This is a genomic window from Streptomyces sp. NPDC050439, assembly GCF_040655335.1.
GTDB lineage: Bacteria > Actinomycetota > Actinomycetes > Streptomycetales > Streptomycetaceae > Streptomyces.
In genome coordinates, this window is the sequence record NZ_JBFAJT010000007.1 from 430,075 (window position 1) to 446,656 (window position 16,582).

The window sequence follows — 16,582 nt, forward strand, 5'->3', positions numbered from 1 at the left end:
AGTGTCCTCTTCCATCACTGCGCCCGAGGGCATCATCAACCCGCCGATTGATGAGCTCCTCGAGGCAACCGACTCGAAGTACAGCCTCGTGATCTACGCCGCCAAGCGCGCGCGCCAGATCAACGCGTACTACTCGCAGCTCGGTGAGGGCCTGCTGGAGTACGTCGGCCCGCTGGTGGACACGCACGTCCATGAGAAGCCGCTCTCCATCGCGCTCCGCGAGATCAACGCGGGCCTGCTGACGTCCGAGGCCATCGAGGGCCCGGCCCAGTAGTCGCCGTTCTTTTCTTGCAGTTCTTCACCACAGGCCCGGCAGCGCGACTGCCGGGCCTGTGGTGTGTCATGGAGTCGTACGTCCCCGGATACGGGGATCACAAGTGCGGGGAGGCACCGTCACCGTGGGCAAGCCCAAGGTCGTACTGGGGGTCAGCGGCGGAATCGCCGCGTACAAGGCCTGTGAGCTGCTGCGGCGGCTGACCGAGTCGGGTCATGACGTACGCGTCGTGCCGACCGCGTCGGCGCTGCATTTCGTGGGCGAGGCGACCTGGTCGGCGCTGTCCGGCAACCCGGTCTCGACCGAGGTGTGGGAATCCGTCCACGAGGTGCCGCACGTGCGGATCGGCCAGTCCGCCGACGTCGTGATCGTCGCCCCCGCCACGGCCGACATGATGGCCAAGGCGGCCCACGGCCTCGCCGACGATCTCCTGACGAACACCCTCCTCACCGCCCGCTGTCCGGTGATCTTCGCGCCCGCCATGCACACGGAGATGTGGGAGCACCCGGCCACGCAGGAGAACGTCGCCACGCTGCGCCGCCGCGGCGCCCTCGTCGTGGAGCCCGCCGTCGGCCGGCTCACGGGCGTGGACACGGGCAAGGGCCGCTTCCCCGACCCGGTGGAGCTCTTCGAGGTCGTACGCCGTGTCCTGGCGCGCGGCGACCTCGGGCAGGACCTCGCGGGGCGGCACGTCGTCGTCAGCGCGGGCGGGACGCGCGAGCCGCTCGACCCGGTCCGCTTCCTGGGCAACCGATCCTCCGGCAAGCAGGGGTACGCGCTGGCCCGCAGTGCCGCGGCCCGGGGCGCCCGCGTCACGCTCGTCTCGGCGAACCCGGCGCTGCCGGAGCCGGCGGGCGTCGACCTCGTGCCCGTGGGCACCGCGATCCAGCTCCGCGAGGCGATGCTGAAGGCCTCCGCGGACGCCGACGCCGTGGTGATGGCGGCCGCCGTGGCCGATTTCCGGCCCGAGACGTATGCGACCGGGAAGATCAAGAAGAAGGACGGCCAGGAGCAGCCCCCGATCGCCCTGGTCCGCAACCCCGACATCCTCGCCGAGATCGCCGGCGAGCGGCCGCGCCCCGGCCAGATCGTCGTCGGGTTCGCCGCCGAGACGGACGACGTGCTCGCCAACGGCCGCGCCAAACTGCAGCGCAAGGGCTGTGACCTGCTCGTCGTCAACGAGGTGGGCGAGCGCAAAACGTTCGGCTCGGAGGAGAACGAGGCGGTCGTGCTCGGTGCGGACGGCGGCGAGACCCCGGTTCCGTACGGTCCCAAAGAAGCGCTCGCGGACACGGTCTGGGATCTCGTCGCGGAACGCCTGACGAGGCCCGCCGAGGAATTCCCGAAAAAATAGCGATGGCCCCCGGAAGAAACCCCTGCCGAAACCACGGCGGAACAGGGGCGGAATCCACGCTTCAAATGTCACAATCGCCCCACTGGACGCCTCAAACCCGGGAAATTCGGGCGTGAGGCCCTCTGGTGGAGAAGGATCGTCGTACCGCACAATGCAGTGCCGCAGGTCACAGCGCTCCCAAGTGGCGAGACACGTGGTCCGGCGGCCGAGTGCGACCGATAAACTGGTCTCGGACGACGCCGGGCGCAGCTCCCGGCCGTCCACCAATGATCAGCCAGCAGCCGCTGCAACCACAGGGAGCGATGTGTCCCGCCGTCTCTTCACCTCGGAGTCTGTGACCGAGGGTCACCCCGACAAGATCGCTGACCAGATCAGCGACACCATTCTCGACGCCCTTCTGCGTGAGGACCCGAAATCCCGGGTCGCCGTGGAGACGTTGATCACCACCGGCCTGGTGCACGTGGCCGGTGAGGTGACGACCAAGGCGTACGCGCCGATCGCGCAGCTGGTGCGCGACAAGATCCTCGAGATCGGTTACGACTCCTCCAAGAAGGGCTTCGACGGCGCCTCCTGTGGCGTCTCGGTGTCCATCGGCTCGCAGTCCCCCGACATCGCGCAGGGCGTCGACACGGCGTACGAGAAGCGTGTCGAGGGCGACGAGGACGAGCTCGACAAGCAGGGCGCCGGCGACCAGGGCCTGATGTTCGGCTACGCCTGCGACGAGACGCCGGAGCTGATGCCGCTCCCGATCCACCTCGCGCACCGTCTCTCGCGCCGCCTGTCCGAGGTCCGCAAGAACGGGACCATCCCGTACCTGCGCCCCGACGGCAAGACCCAGGTCACCATCGAGTACGACGGCGACAAGGCCGTCCGTCTCGACACCGTCGTGGTCTCCTCGCAGCACGCCTCGGACATCGACCTGGACTCGCTCCTGGCCCCCGACATCCGTGAGTTCGTGGTCGAGGCCGAGCTGAAGGCGCTCCTCGAGGACGGCATCAAGCTGGAGACCGAGGGCTACCGCCTCCTGGTCAACCCGACCGGCCGCTTCGAGATCGGCGGCCCGATGGGCGACGCCGGCCTCACCGGCCGCAAGATCATCATCGACACGTACGGCGGCATGGCCCGCCACGGCGGCGGCGCCTTCTCCGGCAAGGACCCGTCCAAGGTCGACCGCTCGGCCGCCTACGCCATGCGCTGGGTCGCCAAGAACGTCGTCGCAGCGGGCCTCGCCGCCCGCTGTGAGGTCCAGGTCGCGTACGCGATCGGCAAGGCCGAGCCGGTGGGCCTGTTCGTGGAGACCTTCGGCACGGCCACGGTCGACACCGACAAGATCGAGGCCGCCATCTCCGAGGTCTTCGACCTGCGCCCGGCCGCGATCATCCGCGACCTGGACCTGCTCCGCCCGATCTACGCGCAGACCGCCGCGTACGGCCACTTCGGCCGCGCGATCCCCGACTTCACATGGGAGCGCACGGACCGCGTGGACGCGCTGCGGAAGGCTGCGGGGCTGTAAGGCTCCCTGGCCCGACCGGTTCTGACGAAGCCCGGCGCCCCTGGTGGGGGTGCCGGGCTTCGTCGTGCCGTGGCCCGCATCGGACTCGTGGTCGTGTCAGTGGGGTCTGGTAGGAATGCTGCTGTGAGCAGCGAGAATCGGAAGTCTGAGGGGGGCGGCGGGGCCGAGCCTCCGGAGCAGCTTGCGCTCATTCGGGAAGCGGTGCGCAAGGCCGAGGTGCCGCGGGCCAAGCCGCGGACGTGGCGGGGGGCCGCGTTGGCGAAGAGTCTGCCGGTGGCCCGGGTGTTGGTCGACAAGGGCGTGCTGCACCTTGACCGGTACTTCGACTACGCGGTGCCGGAGGAGTTGGACGAGCAGGCTCAGCCCGGGGTGCGGGTCCGGGTGCGGTTCGGGGCCGGGGCGCGGAACGTGCGCGGTGGGCGGCGTGAGGGTGGGGGCCTGATCGACGGGTTTCTCGTCGAGCGGGTGGCCGAGACCGATTACTCCGGGCCCCTGGCCGCGCTGGCGCAGGTCGTGTCGCCCGAGCCTGTGCTGGACGGGGAGTTGCTCGGGCTGGCGCGTGCCGTGGCCGATCGGTATGCGGGCAGCCTTGCCGATGTGTTGCAGCTGGCGGTTCCGCCTCGGCACGCGCGGGCCGAGGCGCGGGAGGCGGGGGAGGCTCCGCCTCCTCCCTCCGCGCCGGAGGCGGGGACCTGGCGGCGGTACGGGCACGGGGCGGATTTCCTCGGGGCGCTGGCCTCCGGGGGTGCGCCTCGGGCCGTGTGGACCGCGCTTCCCGGGCCCGAGTGGGCCGAGGAGATCGCGCGTGCCGTGCAGGCGACTCTCGCTTCGGGGCGCGGGGCCCTGGTCGTCGTGCCTGCCGGGCGGCCCGCGGCGCGGGTCGACGCGGCGTTGACCCAGCTGATGGGGGCGGGGCAGCATGCGCTGCTCACCGCTGACGTGGGGCAGGAGCGGCGGTATCGGGAGTGGCTCTCCGTGCGGCGTGGTGCGGTGCGGGCCGTGGTGGGTACGCGGGCCGCGATGTTCGCCCCCGTGCGGGACCTCGGGCTCGTCGTCATCTGGGATGACGGCGATGCCAGTCACAGCGATGACAATGCTCCCTTTCCGCATGTGCGCGAAGTGCTTGAGCTTCGGGCTTCGCGGGACAAGTGCGGCTTTTTGTTGGGGAGTTGGAGCTGCACGGTCGAGGCCGCGCAGCTCGTGGAGAGCGGGTGGGCGGCGCCGTTGGTCGCCGATCGGGAGCAGGTGCGGGGGGCCGCTCCGCTCGTACGGACCGTGGGGGACGGCGACCTCGCCCGGGACGAGGCGGCCCGGGCCGCGCGGCTTCCGACGCTGGCCTGGAATGTCGTACGGGAAGGCCTCAAGCACGGGCCTGTGCTGGTCCAGGTGCCCCGTCGGGGGTACGTGCCCCGGCTCGCGTGCGAGAGGTGCCGGGAGCCCGCGCGGTGCCGGCACTGCGCGGGGCCGCTGGAGGCGCGGGACGGCGGCGGGCTGTGGTGCGGCTGGTGCGGGGTGGAGGAAGGTGCCTGGCACTGCGGGGAGTGCGGGAGCTTTCGGCTGCGGGCGCAGGTGGTCGGTGCGCGGCGTACGGCAGAGGAGTTGGGGCGGGCCTTTCCCGCGGTGCCGGTGCGGACGTCGGGGCGGGAGCAGGTCCTCGACACCGTGGCGGGTACGCCCGCGCTGGTGGTGAGTACGCCCGGGGCGGAGCCGGTCGCCGAGGGTAGCGGCTATGCGGCGGCGCTCCTGCTTGACGGCTGGGCCATGCTGGGCCGGCCCGATCTGCGGGCCGGGGAGGAGGCGCTGCGGCGCTGGATCGCGGCTTCCGCGCTGGTGCGGCCCCAGGGAGTCGGCGGAACCGTGGTGGTCGTCGCCGAACCGACGCTGCGGCCGGTGCAGGCCCTGGTGCGGTGGGATCCCGTGGGGCATGCGGTACGGGAGCTTTCCGAGCGGGCCGAGCTGGGATTTCCGCCCGTGTCGCGGATGGCCTCGGTCGCGGGGACTCCGGAGGCACTTTCCGGGTTCCTCGCCGCCGCCGAACTCCCTTCGGACGCTGCGGTGTTGGGACCCGTGCCCGTGCCGGACGCGGGGCCAGGGCCCGCGCGGCGGGCCGGTGCGGCGCCGGTCGGGGAGCGGTGGGAGCGGGTGCTGATCCGGGTGCCGCCGGGGAGCGGGGCCGCGCTTGCCGCTTCGCTGAAGGTGGCTCAGGCCGCGCGGATGGCGCGGGGCGCCGGGGGTGGGGAGCTGGTGCGGATCCGGGTGGACCCGCTGGACATCGGCTAGGGGTCTCGGCCCGGCTTCCCGCCGGGGAGAGGTCTCCTCTCCGCCTGTGCGGGCAGAGGGCTTTCGCTGCGCGGGGCTTTCCGCTGCGCGGGGCTCCCCGGGTTTGGCTTGCCGTCTCTATTCCCGGCGCGCGGCGGCTTCGGTGTTGTGCCCACCCGTTCCGCCCTGCGGAACGCCTGCCCACAACGGCGGCGGGCTGTGGCGCCTGCCCACAACGCGGGTGCGGGGGTGATGCCTGGCCTCAGTGGGGAACGACGGCGGCGGCTGTCCTCGCCGGGGGGGTACCGGTGGAGACAGCCGCCGCTTTGCCGTGGTCAGCCGTTGCGTGGGCCCGGGAAGATGTTGGGGCGGGGGTCCTCGCGGAGGGCGGGGCTGCCCGCCGTGGGCTGGGTCGGCATCGCGCGGGCCGCGGGCACCGAGGGGAGCGGGGCGCCGACCGGCACCGGGGGACGGGCGGCCGTGGCCGCGGGGACCGTCTCCGTGGCGCGCTCCGCCTCCGCCGCCGCCTGGGTCGTGGCCCTGCGGGCTCCATAACGGCGGTGCACCGCCTGCTTGGTGACCCCGAGGGCGGAACCCACCGCGTCCCACGAGAAGCCCAGCGAACGGTCGAAGTCCACCGCGGCGGTCACCAGCGTCTCGACGCTGTCCCGCAGTTCCTGGGCGAGGCGGACGGTCGGGGCGGGGGCACGCCCGTACACGACGAAGCCCGCGGAGGGGCTCGAGCGGCGCGGGCGGTAGACGTTGCCGAGCTGGGCGGTGAGCGTACGCAGTGCGTCCACCTGCCGGCGGACCCGCTCGATGTCCCGAACCAGGAGGTGCAGGCTCGCCCGTGCCTGGGCGTCGTGGGTTGCGTGGTCGGCCATGAACAAGCCTCTCGAACCGGCGTTGAAAAGGATCGGGCCGCTGTCGCGGCCCGTTGTGGTCAACTCTTTCTTGACCAACGCGCTAGTTCGTGTGGGGTCACGGTGCGGGGGCGTGTGCGCATATGCACAGGGCGCACGGCCGCGCGTACGCCCCCGTGCAGGCCGTCATGCTGCGGGGGTGACGGGAGGCAAGCGGTGTGATGAGGGCGGAGCCGGGACGAGAGGGCGGGCGCCCGCCGCCCCGCGGAGAGCGGCCCGGCGGTGCGGCTCATAGACTGGTGTGCTTCCCGTACCTTCCTGCCTTCCTGCAACTCATTCCGTACCTTTCCGTACCTTCCCGCCCCGAGAGGCCGACAGCCACCGATGAAGCTCGTCTTCGCAGGCACCCCCGAGGTCGCCGTCCCCGCCCTGGACGCCCTGATCGCCTCCGACCGGCACGAGGTGGCCGCCGTCGTCACCCGGCCCGACGCCCCCGCGGGCCGCGGCCGCAGACTCGTCGCGAGCCCCGTCGCCCAGCGTGCGGAGGAGGCCGGCATCGAGGTGCTCAAGCCCGTGAAGCCGCGCGACGAGGACTTCCTGGCGCGGCTGCGCGAGATCGCGCCGGACTGCTGCCCGGTCGTCGCCTACGGCGCGTTGCTGCCCAAGGTCGCCCTCGACGTCCCGGCCCGCGGCTGGGTCAACCTGCACTTCTCGCTGCTGCCCGCCTGGCGCGGTGCCGCGCCCGTGCAGCACGCCGTGATGGCGGGCGACGAGATCACCGGTGCCTCCACGTTCCTGATCGAGCAGGGGCTCGACTCCGGACCGGTGTACGGGACCGTCACCGAGGTCGTCAGGCCCACCGACACCAGCGGTGACCTGCTCACCCGCCTCGCCTTCGCGGGCTCCGGCCTGCTCGCCGCCACCATGGACGGCATCGAGGACGGCTCCCTGAAGGCCGTGCCGCAGCCCGCCGACGGCATCACCCTCGCCCCGAAGATCACCGTCGAGGACGCCCAGGTGGACTGGGCCGCTCCGGCCCTCCGCGTCGACCGGGTCGTGCGTGGCTGCACCCCGGCGCCCGGCGCCTGGTCCGTGTTCCGCGGGGAGCGGCTGAAGATCATCCAGTCCGCGCTCGTCGCCGACCGCACCGACCTCGCGCCCGGCGAGCTCGGCGCCGCCAAGAACAACGTGTACGTCGGCACCGGCTCGCACGCCGTGGAGCTGCTCTGGGTCCAGCCGCAGGGCAAGAAGCCGATGCGCGGTGCCGACTGGGCGCGCGGGGTGCGGATCGCCCCGGGCGAGCGGCTCGGCGACACCGACGTACGCTGAATAGGTTCAGCCCCCATCCAATAGCGGAGCACCTTTGAGCGACCAGCCGAGCCGGCGTCCCCAGAAGCAGGGAAAGCCCGGCAAGCCCCACCGCCGTCCCAAGAAGGACCCTGTCCGTTTCCTCGCCTTCGAGGCGCTGCGGGCCGTGGACGAGCGGGACGCCTACGCGAACCTCGTCCTGCCGCCGCTCCTGCGCAAGGCCCGCGAGAAGGAGGGCGCCGACAAGTTCGACGCGCGTGACGCGGCGCTCGCCACGGAGCTGGTCTACGGGACGCTGCGCAGGCAGGGGACGTACGACGCGATCGTGGCCGCCTGCATCGACCGGCCGCTGCGCGAGGTCGACCCGCCGGTCCTCGACGTCCTGAACATGGGCGTGCACCAGTTGCTCGGCACGCGCATCCCCACGCATGCCGCCGTCTCCGCCTCCGTGGAGCTGGCGCGTGTGGTGCTCGGTGACGGGCGGGCCAAGTTCGTGAACGCGGTGCTGCGCAAGGTCGCCGCCGACGATCTCGACGGCTGGGTGGAGAAGGTCGCGCCGCCCTACGACGAGGACGCCGAGGACCATCTCGCCGTCGTCCACTCGCATCCCCGCTGGGTCGTCTCCGCGCTCTGGGACGCGCTCGGCGGTGGTCGTGCGGGCATCGAGGACCTCCTGGAGGCCGACAACGAGCGGCCCGAGGTGACGCTCGTGGCGCGGCCCGGACGGACCACCGCCGATGAACTCCTCGACGTGGTCGGCGAGGAGTCCGCGCTGCCGGGGCGCTGGTCCCCGTACGCCGTGCGGCTCAGCGAAGGCGGCGAGCCCGGGTCCATCGAGGCCGTGCGCGAGGGCCGGGCCGGAGTGCAGGACGAGGGCAGCCAGCTCGTCGCGATCGCACTCGCGAACGCCCCGGTCGAGGGGCGCGACGAGAAGTGGCTCGACGGATGTGCCGGGCCCGGCGGCAAGGCCGCCATGCTCGCGGGTCTCGCGGCCGGGCGGGGCGCCGCCCTCCTCGCCGCCGAGAAGCAGCCGCACCGGGCCCGTCTCGTCGCGCAGGCCCTGCGGGGCAACCCGGGCCCGTACGAGGTCATCGCCGCCGACGGGACCCGGCCGCCGTGGCAGCCCGGCACCTTCGACCGTGTCCTGATGGACGTGCCCTGCACGGGACTCGGCGCCCTGCGCCGTCGCCCCGAGGCCCGCTGGCGCCGCCGCCCGGAGGACCTGGACGGCTTCGCGCCGCTGCAACGCGGCCTGCTGCGTACGGCGTTGGAGTCCGTGCGCATCGGGGGCGTCGTCGGGTACGCCACCTGTTCACCGCACCTCGCGGAGACGCGTGCCGTCGTCGACGACGTGCTCAAGCAGCACGAGGGGGCCGAGCTCATCGACGCGCGGCCGCTGATGCCGGGCGTTCCCGCGCTCGGTGACGGCCCCGACGTGCAGCTGTGGCCGCATCTGCACGGCACGGACGCGATGTACCTAGCGCTGATCCGGCGGACCGCCTGAGGAGACCTTCGCCGGAGCCGGTGTGCGGGGGGCCGCCGGGTCCTTGCTCAGGGCGTGCGGCCACCACACCTTCGGGCCCACGTCCAGGAACAACGCCGTGACCAGGACGGACCGTACGACGAAGGTGTCGAGCAGGACGCCGACCGCGACCGCGAAGCCGATCTCGGCGAACCCCACCATCGGGAGCGTGCCGAGCGCGGCGAAGGTGCCCGCGAGGACCAGGCCCGCGGACGTGATCACCGCGCCGGTCGCGGAAAGGCCGGTCAGCACGCCCGCACGGGTGCCCTGGCGGCCCGCCTCCTCACGGATGCGGGTCGTCAGGAAGATGTTGTAGTCGATGCCGAGCGCCACCAGGAACACGAAGACGAAGAGCGGGAAGTCCGTGGACTCACCCGCGTAGTCGAAGACGTGACGGAAGACGAGCGCGCTGATGCCCAGCGCGGCGGTGAAGGAGAGCACGACCGTCGCGATCAGGATCAGCGGCGCGATCAGGGCGCGCAGCAGCAGGGCGAGGATCAGCAGGACGACCACGAGGACGAGCGGGATCACCAGCTTGTTGTCGTGGGTCGTGGCGCGGTCCATGTCCAGGATGGCCGCGGTGTTGCCGCCCACCCGCGCGTCCGCGTCGGGTACCGCGTGCACCGCGTCGCGCACCCGCTCCACGGTCTGCTTGGCCGCCTCGCTGTCGGTGGCGTCGGTGGTCGTCACCTCGAACAGGACCTTGCCCTCGTACTCCGGTTTCGTGCCCGGCGGTACGACGATGCTCGACGGGACCACCCCGCGCGTGCGGGCGACCGCACCGCGGACCTCGTCGCCCTGGCCCTCGTTCGCCACGACCACCAGCGGGTCGCCGCTGCCCGCGTCGAAGTACTCGGCCTGCACCTCCTGGCCCACGATCGAGTCGGGCTTGTCCGTGAAGGAGTCCGCGTTGCTGAGTCCCTCGGCCCGCAGTTGCGTCATGCCGAGCGCCAGGGCCGCGAGCGCCACCGCGGTGATGCTCCAGGTCAGGCGGGGGCGGCGGGCGATGCGGCCGCCCGTGCGCGCCCAGAAGCCGCGCTCGGTGGGCTCCTCGGAGCCGTTGTGCGGGACGAGCGGCCAGAACAGCCACCGGCCGCAGACCACCAGGAGCGCGGGGAACAGCGACAGCATCGCGATCAGGGCGACCGCGACGCCGATCGCCGCGACGGGCCCCAGACCTCGGGTCGAGTTCATGTCGGCGGTGAGCAGCACCAGCATGCTGACGACGACCGTGGCGCCCGACGCGATGACCGCGGGACCCGCCCGGTGCAGGGCCAGCTGCATCGCCTCGTGCCGGTCCTCGTGGCGGCGCAGCTCTTCCCGGTAGCGGGCGACCAGGAGCAGGGCGTAGTCCGTCCCCGCCCCGAAGACGAGGACCGTGAGGATGCCCGCGCTCTGGCCGTTGACCGTCAGGCCCGCGTGCTCCGCGAGGAGATAGATCAGCGCCTGCGCGGTGAAGAGGGAGACGACCGCCGAGATCAGCGGGACGATCAGCAGGATGGGACTGCGATAGGTGATCAGCAGGATCACGACGACGACGCCGGCCGCCGCGAGGAGCAGCGTCGAGTCGAGGCCCTCGAAGGCCTCGGAGAAGTCCGCCGATGTGCCGCCGGGACCGGTGACGTGCACCGCGAGCCCGCCGGTGCTCTCGCCCGTCAGCTCGCGAATGGAGTCGACGGCCGGCGCGATCCGCTCCCAGCCCTTCTCGTCCATGGTGATGGGGACGAGGACCTGCGCGGCCTCGGCGTCGAGGGGCCTCTTCGTGTCGAAGACGGGACCGCGGGCCTCCTGGCCGCGCACGCCGTGCGCGCTCAGCTCCTTGAGCTCCCTGACGTCCTCGGCGATCCGCGCCCGGTCCGCGACGGTCAGCCCGCCCTCACGGGCGTACACGACGATCGCGGGGATCTGTTCGGGCCTGAAGTCCTCGGAGATGTCCAGGACTTGGGTGGACTCCGCGGAACCGGGCAGCCAGGACGACGCCTGGTTGTCCTGCGCGTCCGTGAGCTTCTGGGCGAGCGGAGCGGCGGCGACGATCACCACCAGCCAGAAGAGCACCACCAGCCACTTGGTGCGCCGCCCGCACACCAGCCAGGCCACTCCTCGGCCCGCCGTGCGCTGTCCGTCCGCCCGTTCGTCTGGCATGGCTGCCCCCGCTGCCTCACGTGGTGCCGGTGGACCGCCCAGCATGGCACGCGGTCCATGGTCAGTGGAGCCCGTCGGCCCACGCTTCGGACCGCGCAAGGCAACGAGCGCCGGGCATGGCAGTCTTGGGGCATGGCCGCGCAGATCAACCCCAGCATCCTGTCCGCCGATTTCGCCCGTCTTGCCGAGGAGGCAAGGGCGGTCGAAGGTGCCGACTGGCTCCATGTCGACGTGATGGACAACCACTTCGTTCCCAACCTCACCCTTGGGGTGCCGGTCGTAGAGTCTCTCGCCCGGGCGACGGACACACCGCTGGACTGCCATCTGATGATCGAGGACGTCGATCGCTGGGCGCCGCAGTACGTCGAAGCGGGCGCCGGATCGGTCACCTTCCACGTGGAGGCGGCCGCGGCTCCCGTCCGCCTGGCCCGCGAGATCCGCGCCAAGGGCGCCCGCGCCTCCATGGCGCTGAAGCCCGCGACCCCCATCGAGCCGTACGAGGACCTGCTCCCCGAGCTCGACATGCTGCTGATCATGACGGTCGAGCCGGGCTTCGGCGGCCAGGCGTTCCTCGACATCATGCTTCCCAAGATCCGCCGTACCCGTGAGTTGATCAGCAAGCACGGCCTCGAACTCTGGCTCCAGGTCGACGGCGGCGTCTCGGCCGCGACCATCGAGCGCTGCGCCGAGGCCGGCGCCGACGTCTTCGTCGCGGGCTCCGCGGTCTACGGGGCCGACGACCCGGCAGCGGCGGTACGTGCACTGCGCACCCAGGCGGCCGACGCGACGTCCTCGGCGGCCTGGGCATGCGGCCACTGAGCCACGGATACGTGAACGCAGCCCCACAGGGCTGATCAAGTACGCCGGATCTGCAAGGATGAACGCGAACCCTGGTTGCGCTGCGGCAATGCGCGAGAAGCCGTGGCAATGTGCGCGAAGCCGCACCAATGCGTGTGAATGCGTATGCGTGTGAACGCGTGAACAGCAGTTGCTTGAAATGACAGTCTTGAAATGACAGTGAGGAGACCGTCGTGTCGACGGGCGGCCGGTCAGCCATGCGGATGGGACCCGCGGAGCTGGTGCAGGCGGCGGCCATGGCCCGCCGCTTCTATCTCGAGGGCAAGTCCAAGATCCAGATTGCCGAGGAGTTCGGCGTCAGCCGCTTCAAGGTGGCCCGGGTCCTTGAGACGGCCCTGGAGCGTGACCTCGTACGGATCGAGATCCGTGTGCCCGCCGAGCTGGACGCGGAGCGCTCGGACGCGCTGCGCGCCCGCTACGGCCTGCGGCACGCGGTCGTCGTCGAGTCGCCGGCCCCGGCCGACGAGATCGACGAGTCGCCCGACCCCGAGAACCTCGGCGAGGTGGCGGCCGATCTCCTTGGCGAGCTGGTCACCGAGGGAGATGTCCTCGGCCTCGCGTGGGGGCGCTCGACCATTCACATGGCGGCCGCCCTCGACCAGTTGCCGCCGTGCACGGTGGTGCAGCTGACGGGTGTGTACGACGCCGGGACCGCCGAGCGCGGCTCCGTCGAGGCCGTGCGGCGTGCCGCGCAGGTCTCCGGCGGCGAGGCCCACCCCATCTACGCGCCGATGCTCCTGCCGGACCCGGCCACCGCCGCGGCCCTGCGCAACCAGACGGGCATCGCCCGCGCCTTCGAGTACTTCGACAAGGTGACCGTGGCCGCGGTGTCCATCGGCTCGTGGGAGCCCGGCATCTCCACCGTCCACGACATGCTCAGCGACGAGGAGCGGGCGCATTACGCCTCGCTGGGAGTCGCCGCCGAGATGTCCGCGCACCTCTTCGACGCCGAGGGGCGTCGGGTCGGGCGGGACCTGGGGGAGCGGTGCATCACCGTCGAGGCCGACCGGCTTCGGCGGATTCCCGAGGTCGTCGCCATCGCGGGCGGACAGCGCAAGGCCGCCGCCATCGACGCGGTGCTTCGGTCCGGGCTCGTCACCAGCCTGGTGACGGACACGGCCGCCGCGGATCAGCTGATGGTCATGGGGCACACGCCGCATCCCGCGCTCGACCGGGCGGACCCGGACGGGAGCTGACCGCCCGCGGGCGCGCTGTGGCTGGTCGCGCGGGGTCCTGTGGCAGCATCTGCCGCATGCTGACCCGGTTCGTTCCCCGTGTGCTGGGGGCGCTGCTCGTCTGTCTCGCCGTGCTGTTGACCGGGTGTTCCTCGGACAGTGGCGGGGAGGCCGAGAGCAGCGCGTCCGCTCCCGCCTGGGCGCCGCACGGCATGGCCACCGTGCGGGCCGATCGGCTGCCCGCCGAGGCGCGGCGGACGTTGCGGCTCATCGATGACGGCGGGCCCTTCACGTACGCCAAGGACGGGTCGGTCTTCGGCAACTTCGAGGGCGAGCTGCCGAAGCAGCGGCGCGGCCACTATCGCGAGTACACCGTGCGCACGCCCGGGGAACGCGACCGGGGCGCACGGCGGATCGTCACCGGGAGCGGCGACGAGACCTACTACACGGACGATCACTACGCGTCCTTCAAGGCGGTACTGAGATGACGCCCGAACCGCTGGCACCCGTCCTGGAGGCCGTACGGGCCGCCGGGCTCGGCACCGTCTCGCTCGACCTGAGCGGGGTGCGCGACAAGGCCGCCTTCATGGACCGCTGCGCCCGTGCGCTCGACCTGCCCGACTGGTTCGGCCGGAACTGGGATGCCCTCGCCGACTGCCTCACCGACCAGGGGCGCGCACCCGGACGGCTGCTCGTCGTCACCGGCTGGCAGGGGTACGCCGAAGCGGCGCCCCAGGAGTGGATCGTCGCCCAGGAGGTCTTCACCGACGCGGTGGAGTACGCCAGGGAGCGCGGCTCGGGCCTGGAGATCGTTCTCGCGCTCGGCACCCGTGCCTGAGCGGACAGTGACCGCCGCGGGCTGATCTTGGAGGATCCGACCAGGGCTCTCGCGGTCCGGCTGGGTGATCGTCCCAGGCGGCGCATCACCCGGGACATGGGACACTGAAGTACGTGCTTTTCCCTCGGCCTAACTGTCCGGGGGCCACCTCTGATCGACTGGGATGAGCAGCACGTGCGTTTCCTCAATGACATCCAGCCTGCGTACGACCTGACGTACGACGACGTCTTCATGGTGCCGCGGCGTTCCGCCGTCGGATCGCGCCAGGGCGTGGACCTCTCGTCGCCGGACGGCACCGGCACCACGATCCCGCTGGTCGTGGCGAACATGACCGCGATCGCCGGACGCCGCATGGCCGAGACCGTCGCCCGCCGCGGTGGCCTCGTCGTGATCCCGCAGGACATCCCGATCGAGGTCGTCACCGAGGTCATCTCCTGGGTCAAGACGCGCCACCACGTCCTTGACACCCCGATCGTCCTGGCCCCCACGCAGACCGTCGCCGACGCGCTCGCGCTCCTCTCCAAGCGCGCGCACAACGCGGGCGTCGTCGTGGACGCCGACCAGAAGCCGGTCGGCGTCGTCACCGACACGGACCTGAACGGCGTGGACCGCTTCACCCAGATCTCCGAGGTCATGTCCAAGGACCTCGTGCTGCTCGACGCGGACATCGACCCCCGCGACGCCTTCAACAAGCTGGACGCCGCGAACCGCCGCTACGCCCCCGCGGTGGGCAAGGACGGCCGCCTCGCCGGCATCCTCACCCGCACGGGCGCCCTGCGCGCGACCCTCTACTCGCCCGCCCTCGACGCCAACGGCAAGCTGCGCATCGCCGCCGCCGTCGGCATCAACGGCGACGTCGCTGCCAAGGCCAAGCAGCTTCTCGACGCGGGCGCCGACACCCTCGTCGTGGACACCGCGCACGGCCACCAGGAGTCGATGATCGCCGCGGTCAAGGCCGTGCGCGCGCTCGACCCGCAGGTGCCGATCGTCGCGGGCAACATCGTCGCCGCCGAGGGCGTACGGGACCTGATCGAGGCCGGTGCCGACATCATCAAGGTCGGTGTGGGCCCCGGTGCCATGTGCACCACGCGCATGATGACCGGCGTCGGCCGGCCGCAGTTCTCCGCGGTGCTCGAATGCGCCGCGGAGGCCGCGAAGTTCGGCAAGCACGTGTGGGCCGACGGCGGTGTCCGCCACCCCCGTGACGTCGCCATGGCGCTGGCCGCCGGTGCGTCGAACGTCATGATCGGCTCGTGGTTCGCCGGGACGTACGAGTCCCCGGGCGACCTGCAGCAGGACGCCAACGGCCGCCTCTACAAGGAGTCGTTCGGCATGGCGTCGGCGCGTGCGGTCAAGAACCGCACGAGCGAGGAGTCGGCCTACGACCGCGCCCGCAAGGCGCTGTTCGAGGAGGGCATCTCGACCTCGCGGATGTTCCTGGACCCGGAGCGTCCCGGCGTCGAGGACCTGATCGACTCGATCATCGCGGGCGTCCGGTCCTCCTGCACGTACGCGGGTGCCGGCTCCCTGGAGGAGTTCGCGGAGCGGGCCACCGTGGGTGTGCAGAGTGCCGCGGGCTATGCGGAGGGTAAGCCTCTGCACGCCAGCTGGAGCTAGACGCTCCGCGGGGAGCTGCGTATTCGACTGCGGGCGCGTCGTGGCTTGTCGCGCAGTTCCCCGCGCCCCTAAGAACCCGGCAGCGCTGCTCTGTACGCGTCGATGGCCGGGCGGGGGGCCCTGCCCAGCAGGGCTCGGAGTGACCCGCGGTCCGCGACTGCCGTGCCGTCCAGGAAGCCGCCCGCTATAGCCGCGTACGTGCTCAGGAGCATCGGCACCTGGAAAGGCAGGGCTTGGCCCGCCGTGGTGATCGCCTCGCGGGTGGCGGCGAGGGTGGCTGGTTCGTACGTCGCGTCCAGTGCCGCTGCCAAGTCGGCCCCGCCCAGGGCCTGTTCGCCCACCAGCTCGTAGGTGCGGCCCGAGTGCGGGGCCGGGTCCGTCGCCACCCGTACCGCGACATCGGCCAGGTCCGCACGTGCCACGGCGGCGAGGAACTCCGCGTACAGGCCGTTGCGCAGGACCGTCCAGTTCAGCGAGGAGCCGCGCAGCCTGCGCTCGGTCCAGCGGTGGGCGAGCGCGTACGTCAGGTGGTCTCCGTCGCCGCTGAGGCTGGTGTAGACGAGGTGGCCGACGCCCGCCTTCTCGGCCGCCGAGATCGCCGCCTCGTGGCGGGCGATGACCACGTCGTCCTCGGCTGCGCCCGCGGAGATGACCAGCAAGGTGTCGACGCCGGTGAAGTCCAGGGACGCCGGATCGTCGAAGTCGGCCCGGCGGCCGCCGGGGGCGGGACTGCGGCTGCCGATGACGACGTCGTCGCGGTCCGCGAGGCGGGCGGTGACGAGCGTGCCGAGGGCGCCCGTGGCGCCGGTGATCATGAGCATGGGAAGGTTCCCCCGTGGTGAGTGGTTGTGCCCGCTGT

14 protein-coding genes are annotated in these 16,582 nt (G+C 71.9%); 11 read left to right on the forward strand and 3 right to left on the reverse strand.

All coding sequences use genetic code 11. From position 1 onward, the window contains the following. Position 1: 1 nt before the first annotated feature. The 4 genes from rpoZ (at position 2) to AB0I66_RS29830 (ending at position 5,421) form a co-directional block, all read left to right on the forward strand. Positions 2-274 carry a DNA-directed RNA polymerase subunit omega gene (gene rpoZ / locus AB0I66_RS29815; protein WP_005319902.1) on the forward strand — a complete coding sequence of 91 codons (273 nt, stop codon included), beginning with the start codon at positions 2-4 and terminating at the stop codon, positions 272-274. Between the two features lie 124 nt (positions 275-398). Then, the gene (gene coaBC, locus AB0I66_RS29820; protein WP_363211158.1) at positions 399-1,628 is read left to right on the forward strand and encodes a bifunctional phosphopantothenoylcysteine decarboxylase/phosphopantothenate--cysteine ligase CoaBC; all 1,230 of its coding nucleotides are present in this window, start codon (positions 399-401) and stop codon (positions 1,626-1,628) included. 304 nt (positions 1,629-1,932) lie between these two features. Further along, positions 1,933-3,141: a methionine adenosyltransferase gene (gene metK / locus AB0I66_RS29825; protein ID WP_363211027.1), complete on the forward strand. Its 1,209-nt coding sequence runs from the start codon at positions 1,933-1,935 to the stop codon at positions 3,139-3,141. 123 nt (positions 3,142-3,264) lie between these two features. Then, on the forward strand, positions 3,265-5,421 hold the full coding sequence (locus AB0I66_RS29830; RefSeq protein WP_363211028.1) for a primosomal protein N': 2,157 nt from the start codon (positions 3,265-3,267) through the stop codon (positions 5,419-5,421). 314 nt (positions 5,422-5,735) lie between these two features. On the opposite strand, the gene AB0I66_RS29835 is transcribed toward AB0I66_RS29830, so the two are convergent. Beyond that, positions 5,736-6,284, reverse strand: a complete 549-nt coding sequence (locus AB0I66_RS29835) for a hypothetical protein (protein ID WP_363211029.1) — start codon at positions 6,282-6,284, stop codon at positions 5,736-5,738. A 363-nt stretch (positions 6,285-6,647) separates the two neighbouring features. On the opposite strand from AB0I66_RS29835, the gene fmt reads away from it, so the two are divergent. Next, the gene (gene fmt, locus AB0I66_RS29840; RefSeq protein ID WP_363211030.1) at positions 6,648-7,592 is read left to right on the forward strand and encodes a methionyl-tRNA formyltransferase; all 945 of its coding nucleotides are present in this window, start codon (positions 6,648-6,650) and stop codon (positions 7,590-7,592) included. A 34-nt stretch (positions 7,593-7,626) separates the two neighbouring features. Further along, positions 7,627-9,075 (forward strand): transcription antitermination factor NusB, encoded by a 1,449-nt coding sequence (locus tag AB0I66_RS29845; RefSeq protein ID WP_363211031.1) that lies wholly within the window; start codon positions 7,627-7,629, stop codon positions 9,073-9,075. Here the strand turns inward: AB0I66_RS29845 and AB0I66_RS29850 are convergent. After that, a complete protein-coding gene (locus tag AB0I66_RS29850) occupies positions 9,049-11,235 on the reverse strand; it encodes an MMPL family transporter (protein WP_363211032.1) in 2,187 nt (728 codons plus the stop codon). The two genes, AB0I66_RS29845 and AB0I66_RS29850, sit on opposite strands and share 27 nt — an antisense overlap. Before the next feature lie 132 nt (positions 11,236-11,367). On the opposite strand from AB0I66_RS29850, the gene rpe reads away from it, so the two are divergent. The 5 genes from rpe to AB0I66_RS29875 all read left to right on the forward strand — a co-directional run bounded on the left by rpe (position 11,368) and on the right by AB0I66_RS29875 (position 15,723). Further along, a complete protein-coding gene (rpe, locus tag AB0I66_RS29855) occupies positions 11,368-12,054 on the forward strand; it encodes a ribulose-phosphate 3-epimerase (protein WP_363211033.1) in 687 nt (228 codons plus the stop codon). Between the two features lie 236 nt (positions 12,055-12,290). Continuing rightward, the gene (locus AB0I66_RS29860) at positions 12,291-13,289 is read left to right on the forward strand and encodes a sugar-binding domain-containing protein (RefSeq protein WP_363211159.1); all 999 of its coding nucleotides are present in this window, start codon (positions 12,291-12,293) and stop codon (positions 13,287-13,289) included. 56 nt (positions 13,290-13,345) lie between these two features. Further along, positions 13,346-13,756 (forward strand): ribonuclease domain-containing protein, encoded by a 411-nt coding sequence (locus AB0I66_RS29865; protein WP_363211034.1) that lies wholly within the window; start codon positions 13,346-13,348, stop codon positions 13,754-13,756. Beyond that, the gene (locus AB0I66_RS29870) at positions 13,753-14,106 is read left to right on the forward strand and encodes a barstar family protein (protein WP_363211035.1); all 354 of its coding nucleotides are present in this window, start codon (positions 13,753-13,755) and stop codon (positions 14,104-14,106) included. Before AB0I66_RS29865 ends, AB0I66_RS29870 begins: the two co-directional genes overlap by 4 nt. 174 nt (positions 14,107-14,280) lie before the next feature. Beyond that, positions 14,281-15,723 (forward strand): GuaB1 family IMP dehydrogenase-related protein, encoded by a 1,443-nt coding sequence (locus AB0I66_RS29875; protein ID WP_363211036.1) that lies wholly within the window; start codon positions 14,281-14,283, stop codon positions 15,721-15,723. 68 nt (positions 15,724-15,791) lie between these two features. On the opposite strand, the gene AB0I66_RS29880 is transcribed toward AB0I66_RS29875, so the two are convergent. After that, positions 15,792-16,544, reverse strand: a complete 753-nt coding sequence (locus AB0I66_RS29880; RefSeq protein ID WP_363211037.1) for an NAD(P)H-binding protein — start codon at positions 16,542-16,544, stop codon at positions 15,792-15,794. Between the last annotated feature and the right edge of the window lie 38 nt (positions 16,545-16,582).

Coding starts and splice junctions, on each gene's coding strand:
- AB0I66_RS29870 (WP_363211035.1), top strand. CDS start 13,753: ATGACGCCCGAACCGCTGGCACCCGTCCTGGAGGCCGTACGGGCCGCC.
- rpe (WP_363211033.1), top strand. CDS start 11,368: ATGGCCGCGCAGATCAACCCCAGCATCCTGTCCGCCGATTTCGCCCGT.
- AB0I66_RS29850 (WP_363211032.1), bottom strand. CDS start 11,235: ATGCCAGACGAACGGGCGGACGGACAGCGCACGGCGGGCCGAGGAGTG.
- AB0I66_RS29860 (WP_363211159.1), top strand. CDS start 12,291: ATGCGGATGGGACCCGCGGAGCTGGTGCAGGCGGCGGCCATGGCCCGC.
- AB0I66_RS29865 (WP_363211034.1), top strand. CDS start 13,346: ATGCTGACCCGGTTCGTTCCCCGTGTGCTGGGGGCGCTGCTCGTCTGT.
- AB0I66_RS29835 (WP_363211029.1), bottom strand. CDS start 6,284: ATGGCCGACCACGCAACCCACGACGCCCAGGCACGGGCGAGCCTGCAC.
- AB0I66_RS29880 (WP_363211037.1), bottom strand. CDS start 16,544: ATGCTCATGATCACCGGCGCCACGGGCGCCCTCGGCACGCTCGTCACC.
- fmt (WP_363211030.1), top strand. CDS start 6,648: ATGAAGCTCGTCTTCGCAGGCACCCCCGAGGTCGCCGTCCCCGCCCTG.